Source organism: Acinetobacter sp. 22301 (assembly GCF_052045285.1).
Classification (GTDB): domain Bacteria; phylum Pseudomonadota; class Gammaproteobacteria; order Pseudomonadales; family Moraxellaceae; genus Acinetobacter; species Acinetobacter pittii.
In genome coordinates, this window is sequence record NZ_JBQEOR010000007.1 from 182,371 (window position 1) to 193,142 (window position 10,772).

Annotated in this window: 10 protein-coding genes; 3 read left to right on the forward strand and 7 right to left on the reverse strand. The window is 37.8% G+C overall.

Going from position 1 to position 10,772, the window contains the following annotated elements; all coding sequences use genetic code 11:
* Positions 1 to 4: 4 nt before the first annotated feature.
* The 4 genes from bauE to ACTJJH_RS12585 are packed head-to-tail and all read right to left on the reverse strand — an operon-like array spanning position 5 to position 2,791.
* The gene (gene bauE / locus ACTJJH_RS12570) at positions 5 to 775 is read right to left on the reverse strand and encodes a ferric acinetobactin ABC transporter ATP-binding protein BauE (RefSeq protein WP_272375937.1); all 771 of its coding nucleotides are present in this window, start codon (positions 773 to 775) and stop codon (positions 5 to 7) included.
* Complete coding sequence (gene bauC / locus ACTJJH_RS12575) at positions 772 to 1,719, reverse strand: ferric acinetobactin ABC transporter permease subunit BauC (RefSeq protein WP_014207288.1); 948 nt, start codon at positions 1,717 to 1,719, stop codon at positions 772 to 774. The genes bauE and bauC overlap by 4 nt, the downstream gene beginning before the upstream one ends.
* Complete coding sequence (gene bauD / locus ACTJJH_RS12580) at positions 1,719 to 2,660, reverse strand: ferric acinetobactin ABC transporter permease subunit BauD (RefSeq protein ID WP_440601207.1); 942 nt, start codon at positions 2,658 to 2,660, stop codon at positions 1,719 to 1,721. The genes bauC and bauD overlap by 1 nt, the downstream gene beginning before the upstream one ends.
* Positions 2,660 to 2,791 carry a hypothetical protein gene (locus ACTJJH_RS12585; protein ID WP_001218004.1) on the reverse strand — a complete coding sequence of 44 codons (132 nt, stop codon included), beginning with the start codon at positions 2,789 to 2,791 and terminating at the stop codon, positions 2,660 to 2,662. The genes bauD and ACTJJH_RS12585 overlap by 1 nt, the downstream gene beginning before the upstream one ends.
* 500 nt (positions 2,792 to 3,291) lie before the next feature.
* On the opposite strand from ACTJJH_RS12585, the gene basB reads away from it, so the two are divergent.
* On the forward strand, positions 3,292 to 5,322 hold the full coding sequence (gene basB, locus ACTJJH_RS12590) for an acinetobactin non-ribosomal peptide synthetase subunit BasB (RefSeq protein WP_440601214.1): 2,031 nt from the start codon (positions 3,292 to 3,294) through the stop codon (positions 5,320 to 5,322).
* A gap of 70 nt (positions 5,323 to 5,392) precedes the next feature.
* On the opposite strand, the gene ACTJJH_RS12595 is transcribed toward basB, so the two are convergent.
* Positions 5,393 to 7,240, reverse strand: coding sequence for an AMP-binding protein (locus ACTJJH_RS12595; RefSeq protein ID WP_440601208.1), 1,848 nt, complete (start codon positions 7,238 to 7,240; stop codon positions 5,393 to 5,395).
* A gap of 393 nt (positions 7,241 to 7,633) precedes the next feature.
* Here ACTJJH_RS12595 and ACTJJH_RS12600 point away from each other — a divergent pair, with 393 nt between their 5' ends.
* On the forward strand, positions 7,634 to 8,494 hold the full coding sequence (locus tag ACTJJH_RS12600) for a siderophore-interacting protein (RefSeq protein WP_440601209.1): 861 nt from the start codon (positions 7,634 to 7,636) through the stop codon (positions 8,492 to 8,494).
* Positions 8,495 to 8,683: 189 nt separating this feature from the next.
* On the forward strand, positions 8,684 to 9,370 hold the full coding sequence (locus tag ACTJJH_RS12605) for a pirin family protein (protein WP_440601210.1): 687 nt from the start codon (positions 8,684 to 8,686) through the stop codon (positions 9,368 to 9,370).
* A gap of 34 nt (positions 9,371 to 9,404) precedes the next feature.
* Here the strand turns inward: ACTJJH_RS12605 and ACTJJH_RS12610 are convergent, their stop codons facing one another.
* Both ACTJJH_RS12610 and ACTJJH_RS12615 read right to left on the reverse strand, forming a co-directional pair.
* On the reverse strand, positions 9,405 to 9,650 hold the full coding sequence (locus ACTJJH_RS12610; protein WP_078210493.1) for a hypothetical protein: 246 nt from the start codon (positions 9,648 to 9,650) through the stop codon (positions 9,405 to 9,407).
* 104 nt (positions 9,651 to 9,754) lie between these two features.
* On the reverse strand, positions 9,755 to 10,309 hold the full coding sequence (locus ACTJJH_RS12615) for a TetR/AcrR family transcriptional regulator (protein ID WP_440601211.1): 555 nt from the start codon (positions 10,307 to 10,309) through the stop codon (positions 9,755 to 9,757).
* Between the last annotated feature and the right edge of the window lie 463 nt (positions 10,310 to 10,772).

The window sequence follows — 10,772 nt, forward strand, 5'->3', positions numbered from 1 at the left end:
GTATTCAAGCTCCAGATGAGTTGAAGTAATTACACATACAGCCACGCTCACTGTATGTAATTTCAAAATCAAGCTCGTACAGATCATTTAATTGCGCCTCTGTAATCACTTGTTCGGTTAACCCACTGAAATGAAGCTTGCCGTTCTTCAGCGCGACAATATGGTCCGAATAATTCGTGGCAAAATTGATGTCATGAATAACTAAAATCACAGTGCGCCCTTGTTCATCACATAAGCGCCTGAGTGCGCGCATAATTTGAACGGCATGTTTCATATCAAGGTTATTTAAGGGTTCATCTAATAAAAGTACGTCTGTTTGCTGTGCGATCGTCATCGCCAAAAAGGCCATTTGCCTTTGACCACCACTAATTTCATCTATGTAAGATTTGCGCAGTGGTTCTAAAGAAAGAAACTCAATCGCCTCATCAACCACCTGACGATCTTGCTCGGTTAAAACACCACGGCTATATGGAAAGCGTCCAAATGACACCAGCTCTTCGACGGTTAAGCGCAAATTAAAGCTAGGTGCTTGACGTAAAGTCGCGACATGCTTGGCGTAAACAGCGGTTTTAATATCCGCAATATTTTGATGATTAAGAAAAATCTCGCCTTTATCTGGCTCAATTAAACGTGCCATCATCATGAGCAAAGTCGATTTTCCGGCTCCATTTGGACCAATGAGTGACGTCACCTGACCTGTAGGAAATTCAACATTTACGTCAGTCAGTATTGGCTTATTTCCATATGACTTATTGATATTCTTGACATGAATCATGCAACACCTCGGGTACGAACCGTCAGCGCAAGGAAATAAATGCCACATACGAGATTGACCAGAATGCTGACGGTCGTTTTGTAATTAAAAACGTGCTCAACTAAAATTTGAGCAGCAATAAATATGGCAATCGTGATGGCACAGCCCATGGGCAGCGTTAATTTATGCTTATAACTTCTTGCTAGTGCATAAGTAATATTGGCAATGAATACGCCCATAAATACTGTCGGGCCAATCAGACTGGTAGATACCGCAACCAAAATAGCGATCAGGGCTAAATAGAAACTGACATAACGGTGATGATGAATGCCTAATGAAATTGCTTGCTCACGCCCTAAAACCAGAACATCCAAAACAGGAAGTGCTTTCCTACCAAGGAATAGAACAATGACTACAGCTAAGCTGGCATAAAATAAAGTTTCTGGTTGAGAACGATTAAACGAAGCATAGCTAAGGCCTTGGAAAACAGAAAATTCACCAGGATTAATTTTGAGTTGAATAAATTGAGTAACCGTCCCGACGACCATCGTAAGGACTAAACCTAAAAGTAACAGGAGAAAGACATCATTTCTGCCATATGGCAATAACCACTTATGGATTACCCACGAATAAAGCAGCATTAAAACGATTGAGATAAAGAAATTGCCGTTTACCCCTAACTGACTTAATCCATGTGTTCCCCAAAAAAACAACAACAAAACTTGCCATAAGAGATAAATCGCTTCATAGCCCATAATGGAAGGGGTCAAAATACGATTACCGACCAGTGTCTGAAAAACAATCGAGGAAAAAGCAACGCAAATACCGGCTATCACAATCGTGGCAAGACGCAGAAGTCGGTTAGGAATGACGTAATCAAAATCTAGTCCTGAGTTTAAAAATAAAAAACCTACTGCTAGACAGATGACAATCAGATAAATCGTCCATAGCTTTGTAATACGCATTATCTAAACTCCCTCAAAATGAGGATGAGGAAAATAATTCCCCCCACACCACCTGCGGTAAGTCCGATTGGCACTTCAAATGGATAAATAATCGAGCGACCAAGAATGTCGCAAACCAGTAATAGAGACGCCCCACCCAAAGCCACAATGGGCAAGGTTTTAGCTAAGTTTTCTCCGTATTTCAGTGCGACCAAATTGGGGACCACGAGCCCGACAAAAGGAATGGTACCAACAGTAATTACTGTGGTTGAAACTGTAATGGCAACCAGTATTAAACCAATCGCGGCTATAGCTGCATAACTAAGTCCCAAGCTAGAAGCCATCTCTTCACCCATACCAATCACGGTAAAGCGATGTGCAAAAAGATAAGTCAGGACAACAATCGGAAAAATAATGTAAATAACTTCATAGTGACCTTGGACAATTTTTGAAAAATCTCCTAAAAGCCACCCTTGCATACTTTGTAAAATATTAAAGCGATAGGCATAAAACTCAGCTAAGGCACTCAGTACACTGCCGTACATCAAACCAATAACCGGTACTAAAACCGTATTTCTAAAACGGATTCGACGAATAATTGCGATATAAATTAAGCTAGCAATAAAACAAAAAATGATCGCAAATATCATCTTACTCAGTGTGCTGGTTACCGGAACTAAAGTTAACGACACTAAAATTCCTAGCTTGGCAGCATCTAAACCGCCCGAAGTTTCTGGTTCAACAAACTTGTTACGCACAATATGCTGCAAGATGACACCACATACCGCCAACCCGATACCGGTGAGCACAATAGTAATTAAACGAGGAATACGGCTGGCTGTAAGAGTGAGCCAACTCTCATGAGAAAAAGAAAATAAGGTAGACCACTGTATTTGTTCAGCCCCGAGCAATAATGAGCAAATACATAAAATGATAAAAATACAGAATAAGCTAAATCGCATCAGTGGCGTGCCCCACTTGAGCGTAATAAAGCCGATGCAAATTGCAAATTTAATCCCATCAAACCAAAGCGAGGGAAAATTTGTTCAACATTTGATGGGCTTATTAACCTTTCATGATTGAATATTCTCATGAAAATTCCTCAATTTTATCGAGACAACAGAATCAGTTCCTTTTGAATAGGCAAAATCACAGCCCTATTCCGAGGAGCGTTTTTTTCATCTTTAAATTATTTTTGCCCAACCAATTTCGAATTAAATAAATATTAATCAATCACTTATTATTTATTTTCTATTTTAAAAATTCGTCATTCTCAATTGGTACTATCTACTTGCAAATAATAATCTTGATGTAAATGAGAATCAATTATAGTATGTTTAAAGGTAAAATGTAACCCTACTGTTACATCAGTACAGTTCATGTGGACATCAACTCATTAGAAAAAGGTCAATTTTTACAAACAAGCAAATCTATAACGTTATGAATTATATGAAATTTAATCTAATGTAAAAAATTTGCGAAATAAAAATTGATGAAAATAGCCATTTGATAAACCAGGATTCATTTATGTTGGAACAATTTTCCAAATCGCCCTCTCTCCTTTCGGTTACTGATTACGAAGAACATATCTGGATGTTGCAATTACAACAGCCTGAACAAGTTAACCGACGTTTTAATCTATGGAAACTTAATCAAGGTTTAGACATTCAACTGCTCATTAAAGCAATTCAAGACATTATTAAAACTACACCTGACTTAAATGTCCGCTATACATTTAGTGACGAAGGTGATTTATACAAATATCCATTTGATGACCATTCAGCTTGCCTAGAAGTAAAAAAGAGTAATACAGAACAAGTTTTTGAGCAGGTAGCTACCTTAAAAGCACAAGCATGGAACGCAGAATTTCATCCCCCTTTTTTTACAAGTCTCATAGAAACAGAGCAAGACTATTTTCTTATTTTAGCGCTCCACCCGATTCTTGATGAAAACTATCAAAAGTCAGATTTCATTCAGGCCATACAAAATCGTTATCAACAAAACTCACCAAATAATATGCCATTGGTGCTGACTGAAATTGATATCTCAAATCATCTAGCTGCAAATTCCTCAAAAGCGCCAGAACAACCTAATCAAACTTATGTTTCAGAAATTATTTTAGAAGAGTTTCGAAATACGCTCGCTGAACCAGAAATGAGTCAGCATGATGACTTTTTTGATTTTGGCGGCCATTCACTATTAGCAACGCGAATTATTGGAAACCTACTTAATAAACATGGAATTGAGATTCAATTTAATGATTTCTTTAAATCTCCATCTGCTGCCGATTTAGCTCAATACGCTTTCGTTAAATCTGCAAAAACTGAAAAAACTACCTTACAAAGTGTAGATAAAGCCCCGCTTACTTTAGCTCAAGATTTCCTGTGGCAAGCTTATTCTGCATTCGATTTTAGCCCAATTTATAACTTACCATTTGCCGTAGAATTCCTTGAAGAAATTAATGAAGATGTTTTCTTTCAGGCGTTTACAGATATTGTGGAGCGCCATGCAGGTTTACGTACAATTTTTAATAGCGCCAATCGTCAAACCTATCAACAGGTGGTTCCTACGTATGAACTTAAACAATTCAAATGGTTTTGGAACAGTGCCGAAAGTAAAGATGCAACGCTTGCCAGTGAAGCTTCATATAAATTTGATTTAACCCGTGAACTTCCCTTAAGAATTCGTTTAATTCGAAATGCCAAAGGTCGCCAAACTCTATCGTTCTTAGTTCACCACATGGTGATTGATGAATGGTCTTTAAATACCATTATGGCTGACCTTGCGCATGCTTATCTTGCTCGCTCAAATGCTCAAGCACCAAGCTGGAAGACACCTGCCCAATCTATTCTTGATTTTTCTTTACTCCAGCAAAAGCAAGGCATCAACCAAGACCATCTAAATTATTGGACTAAGCTGCTAACAGGAGCAACCAAAGGTCTAAGTCTCCCTGTTTCAGAAAATGAATTAAATGCTGAAAAGGAAAAACCTCCAGTCCAATGGCTCGACCTTAAATTTGCACCAGAAATGTATGAAAAGCTCCTCGCATTTTCGAGACAACACAGTTCTTCTATTTTCGCGGTTATCTATACTGCTATCGCCAATGCGTTACAGCAACAAGGTAATTTAAAAGATATTGTGATTGGTACTTCTGCTTCTGGACGAACTGATCCTGAGTTTTTTGATACGGTGGGTTACTTTACGACCATGGTTGCGCATCGCACACAGTTTAGTGATTCAGATTCGTTCCAATCATTGCTCCACAATATCAGCACAATGATTAATACCTCGATGGCCTATGCAGATATTCCCATCAACCATATTCAAAATGCATTAGGAATGAGCGCAGATGAAGGACTGTTATTTGATGTGTTTATTCATATCCATTCAAATAACGCTTTAAACGGCGCGCTCAAAACACCCCAGGGACAAGACCTTCCTTATCGTCAGATCTTGCCGGAACGTGATGAATCGATGTTCGGATTACATTTTGAAATTATGGAAAATGTGATTGATGGACAACATCAGTTAAGCATGATCATTACGTATCAAGCCCACCGCTTCCCGACAGCAACAGTGCAAAGTATCTGTGAAAAAATTAAGGCAACCTTAGCTCAAATCTAGTTGCCCTAAAACCAACCATGTGCTTAAAAGCAAACATCTCGACTCTGCTTTTAAGCACATTTCAATTTTTCTATTTTATTTGCTGCTCTACTTTATTCACCACATCCTGAATTGTTTTGCAGCTAATGAGTGTATAAAAATCAATTTCTGTATTGAGCTTTTGAGAAAGTTTCTGAGCAATACTCATGAGTTGTTTTGGACGAATGCCTATCGCTAATATTTCACTTCTATAAAAAATATCCATTCTTTCAGCTTGGCTGTCAGCTATGCATTCACGGAAAACCGATAAGACCGAATCTCCCACCCCAGCGACTGATGACAGTGTTTTAGTGGAATTTGTAGCCAACGTAGAAGATACATAAATTTTCCCCTGAGCGATTTCTTGCACAGCTTTACGATCAATTTTTCCATTCCGGGTCAAAGGTATGGTTTCGACGACCAAATATTTCGAAGGAATATGAGAACTTGGCAAATGCACTTTTAAAAAGTTCTTTAATTCGGGGCTATTTAAGCGAGTAGTTTTATATTTATTTTCTAGAGTATAAACGGCGACTAACTCTTGAGTTTCAGTCGTTGGATGCACACAACTTACCACTACACAGTTATGAATATACGGGTTCTTCGTTAAAGCATTTTCAACCTCGGCCGCAGAGATTCTCACGCCTTTTATTTTTAAATAACCTTCCTCACGTCCAGCAAAAATAATATTTCCATCTTCCCTAAAATATCCTTGATCACTCATGCGAAAAGCAGTTTGAGTTTCATTTTCACTCACTTGAATTTCAACGAAATCTTTATAATAAATCTCCCCATCAAGTAAATAACCATTTGATAAATTCAGGCCGGTCATATACATCGTACCGACCTCGCCCATTTGGCAAGGTTTTAGATTTTCATCCAAAATATAATAACGGTTATTTTCTAAAGCTTTTCCATACGGAATAATTTCCTGATCTTGATCATTTATTTCATGCCATATACTCCAAATTGTGGTTTCGGTAGGTCCACCTAATGAAAATAAACGAGCGTTAGGCAATTGTTCTCTTAACTTTGCTATAAGTGAAGGTTTGATATAGTCGCCGCCTTGGGCAATTAAACGCAAAGACTGTAGTTGTTCTTTTTGAGCTACACTGAACAACATATCGACAATGGCAGGCACACTGCTCCAAAGCGTAACCTTGTAGCGATCTACTAAATTGGCCCAGACAACAGCATTTTTACTTTGCTCAAAGGATGGCACCACCAAAGTTGCACCCACTGCCATTGAAGCAAAAACATCAAATACCGACATATCATGATGAAACGGTGTTACCGCCATAATCACATCGTCCGCAGTAATTCCCCATTCCGAGATCGTTTGTTGTAGCGTGTTTTCAGTCGCTTGATTATTTAAGACCACACATTTCGGAGTCCCTGTACTTCCCGAAGTATATAAATAATAAGCCGGAAGTCGGTTAATTTCGGCATTAAAGCTCGGTTCATACTCAGTTTTAGCCGATAAAATTTCATTAATATTTAGGTTTTGAACACCTGCAATGGATAAGTCACTTACCACAACATCTGCCCGACTATTCGTCAATAAATAGTTCAGTCTCGATGGCGGAGAATCCATATCTACAGGTAACCAAATGATGCCTGTGAGCGCACATGCCAAAGCGGTATAAATATGCTCAGGACTTTTTCTTAAGCAAATTGCAACCACAGACCCTGTCGCCAAACCTTGCTTTTTTAGCGCATACATGACTTTGGCGACCTGAGCCCCTACCTCAGCATAACTAATGCTACGGTCTTCAAAAATGAGTGCTGTTCGATGGGAATTTTGTTCAAAAATATTTTCATAAATTCGCTTTAAGAAATTTTCTACGTTGTTATTTTTATCATTCATCTGCCCTAAATTTTGACTCAAATCTTTTAGCATTTATCTTGGTCCTCACCCTATTCTTTATGCAATACCACCCAACCTAATATTCAAAACAAAGTTATAAAAATGTCGTCTTTATCGCTGTTTGTTCGAATAATAGATATCTCAGCACAATAATACAAATGATAATCATTTACAATTAATATTGTGAGAAATATCAATTTTCCCCCTTTAAAATCCATTTATGAAAAATGATAAATATCAAAATAATAAGATAATTTTTAACGTTAATTCTAATCGTTTAGAGGTCTATATTTATGATCTAAAAACCACAATTAATAATGATTATTATTTACATTTAGAGCCAAGTTGGTTATCGTAATGAATAGAGAGACTACATCTATATCAATTATTACGCTCTATAGTAATCATGAAGCTTGGGTTATATGTATGACAAAAATTGCAGAAAAATCGAAACAAGAATATGGCGAGTTACTAAAAGAAAAAGACCATTTACAAGATATGGAACAGCTTGAGATGACTATCGTCTCGATCCATACGCCATATCCGTCCATTGTAAGAATTCAAGGAAAAATCAACACATTACAACCAGAGCTTTGGCAAGCTCCCAATTTGGCAATTCGGTTAATTGTGAGCAATCCGCCAGAGGGACAACCCATCTCACGCGTCTATACGGTCCGTTCGTTCAATCCTATAAACGCTCAAATCGAAATTGATTTTGTTAAACATGAAGATTTAAGCCCAGCAATGGAATGGCTTAATTCAGCTCGAGTGGGTACAAAAATCGGGCTTATTGGCCCCCGCCCTCATTTCATTCCCAATTTCATACATAAAAAACATGTGGTCATGTTTGCCGACGATACGGCTGTACCCGCGTTATATTCGATACTGAATGAATGGGAAAATGGCGTAAGTGCGGATATTTTCATTGAGAGTTTTGAAAAAGATATTGCTAGCCAATTACCCCGTCATGACCACGTCAAAATTCATTCGTTCCATAAAGAACATCACACGCCACAAAAAGGTCTTCTTTTAAAAGCAGCATTTGCGCTAAAAACTTATGACAATATTACGATTTGGGCGGCTTGCGAACGCAAAGAAGCCAGAGCTTTACGCCAGTTTTTTCTAGAAGACAAACAGTTTAATAAAAATGACGTGCGTATTGCTGGCTATTGGAGAGATGGCGTATCAAGTTCAGAACTAGACATACTCCGTGCTCAACATTATCAGAAACATATTCAGCAAGGTAAGACGTTGAACGAATATGATGACCTTGATTTAGCGAATTAAGATAAGTAATCATTTGAATAAAGCCTGCCTTGTGCAGGTTTTTTTATGAGTCAACATATATCTATAAATATAAAACTATACGACCATATCAATTATGCAACGACATGTTGCAGTTAACCTATTTTTTAGCCCCACATAGATCATTACTATATTTCTCAAGAGATAAATAAAAATTTGGGAGATTACATCATGAATGCTTATCTACATCGTAGTGAAGATCGAGGTCATGTAAAAGCAGGCTGGTTAGAGTCTTATCATAGCTTTTCATTTGGTAGCTGGTATGACCCTAAATATATGGGTGTAAGCGCTCTACGTGTAATTAATGACGACCAGATTGATGCACATAATGGTTTTGGTACGCACTCCCATGACAACATGGAAATTTTAACTTGTGTGCTAGATGGTGCAATTTCACATCGCGACACCATGGGAAATGAAGGCCAGATTAAGGCGGGTGAATGGCAACTCATGAGTGCTGGCACAGGTGTTGCCCACAGTGAAATCAACAACACTGATACACCTGTACATTTACTACAAATCTGGATTATTCCTGATGAAAGAGATGCAGAGCCTAATTATCAGCAAATTAATCTTGACCCACGCAAAGATCCAAACAAATGGCATTTAATTGCAGGCCCTGATGCAAATGCACCAATGCATATTCGCCAAAATGCTGAAGTAAAATCTGCCGTGTTGGAAAAAGTACATGAGTTAACTGTTGATACGGTTAAAAAAGTGAACTATGTGCACGTGATTTCAGGTGTAGTCCGCATTGGCGATCAAGAAGTTAAAGCAGGTGATGCTTTAGTTTTTGAAGATAAAGCGACAATTCATGCAACTGAAGATAGTCAATTTATCTGGTTCGATTTACCTTAAATCATCAAAAGCCCTTTGCATAAAAGGGCTTTTTTTAATCTCCCCCGCCACCGCCGCCATCACATCCTCCTGAATCTGAAGATGATGATGAACAGTCATTTGAGTAACTAGAGTTATGATGATGACTCGGACTATTATCGTGAAAATGATGTGTTGAAGCAGATAAGTGATCATGCTCACCAGATGGTGAATAATTTTTTAAATTTCTGAGTAGCGCGATTAAACAAATGAGTCCAATACTAGAAAAAATTACTATGAATATAATAATAAATAACTTCAAATAACGACCTCCTAGATCAAGCTATAGAGATGCTTGTTGTGTTCCCATTTATTATATGAGTCATGTTTAATAAACAAGTTGTTTTTTGATAAATAAAAGTTGTATTAAACCAACCCCGCCAAAAAACAATCCAACACCTTTTCCCGTTCGATTGTCGCATCCGAGCTTAAAAGCTGAATAATTGCACCTTCAATCATATATAAAAATAGTTTGGCATCCTGAAAAGTCGCATCGTTTTTAAGTGTTCTCAGCTGGCTATAAATTTCATTGATGAGCCACGTTCTATACCTCACTGCGATGATATAGGCTTTTGGATAGGTGAGTTTGGTTTCAAAAATTGCTTTAAATAATAAATAGTACGGCCCTTCTACATCGCTATGTAAGAAATAAAGTTTCTTAAGTTTATCCTTCACGTTTGTACTTTGATCGTACCCAACAATTGAGACTACTTTTTCTTTTAAGCGTTCTTTTTGCACGATCAAACAGATTTCAATAAATCGCTCTTTAGAGTGAAAGTAGTTATAAAAAGTTGCTTTTGGAGTGTGAGACTCTTTCACGATTCGGTCGACCCCAACCTTATGAAATCCGTGATGGTGAAACAAATGAATTGATGTATTAATGATTTGGATCGCACGTGTTGAGAGAACTAAATTTGGCATATTTTTACCGTTATAAATTCTTGTTGTTTCTAAACGAGATACTTTTTTGGGAGAAAAAAGGCATAGCAAAGCCGTAAGACTGTGCTTGGCACATCTCAAGTTTTATTGTTGATGCAAGTTTTTTGAGCCGTAATGACTTAAAGCCTGAAAACCTTAAAGGTCATCAAGCTGCTTTAAATTTTTAAGTTGTGTCGTTATAGCTTTTGGCAAAGGCTGCCAAGAAATTATGAATATGCAAAGCCAACTCCTTTTTATTGGGAGTTCTGCCAAACATTTATAGAATTATGGTGGCAGAACGGAAGAAGGTTGACAGACTAGTATTATCTCAAACTAGCACACCCGAGGGTGTCCCTCTCCCGTCCTGAACTGCACCCCATAAGTTAGACTTTTAAAACTTATGAGGTGTGCTCTATGCCAATTCCGAAGCATTCAAAAGAGTTAAAATTAAAAGTCATTCAAGCTT

Bases quoted from the DNA above. Each gene is read 5' to 3' on its own strand.
- ACTJJH_RS12605 (WP_440601210.1), top strand. From the start codon at position 8,684: ATGAATGCTTATCTACATCGTAGTGAAGATCGAGGTCATGTAAAAGCA.
- bauC (WP_014207288.1), bottom strand. From the start codon at position 1,719: ATGCGTATTACAAAGCTATGGACGATTTATCTGATTGTCATCTGTCTA.
- bauD (WP_440601207.1), bottom strand. From the start codon at position 2,660: ATGCGATTTAGCTTATTCTGTATTTTTATCATTTTATGTATTTGCTCA.
- basB (WP_440601214.1), top strand. From the start codon at position 3,292: ATGTTGCAATTACAACAGCCTGAACAAGTTAACCGACGTTTTAATCTA.
- ACTJJH_RS12600 (WP_440601209.1), top strand. From the start codon at position 7,634: ATGACAAAAATTGCAGAAAAATCGAAACAAGAATATGGCGAGTTACTA.
- ACTJJH_RS12615 (WP_440601211.1), bottom strand. From the start codon at position 10,309: ATGCCAAATTTAGTTCTCTCAACACGTGCGATCCAAATCATTAATACA.
- ACTJJH_RS12585 (WP_001218004.1), bottom strand. From the start codon at position 2,791: ATGAGAATATTCAATCATGAAAGGTTAATAAGCCCATCAAATGTTGAA.
- bauE (WP_272375937.1), bottom strand. From the start codon at position 775: ATGATTCATGTCAAGAATATCAATAAGTCATATGGAAATAAGCCAATA.
- ACTJJH_RS12595 (WP_440601208.1), bottom strand. From the start codon at position 7,240: ATGCTAAAAGATTTGAGTCAAAATTTAGGGCAGATGAATGATAAAAAT.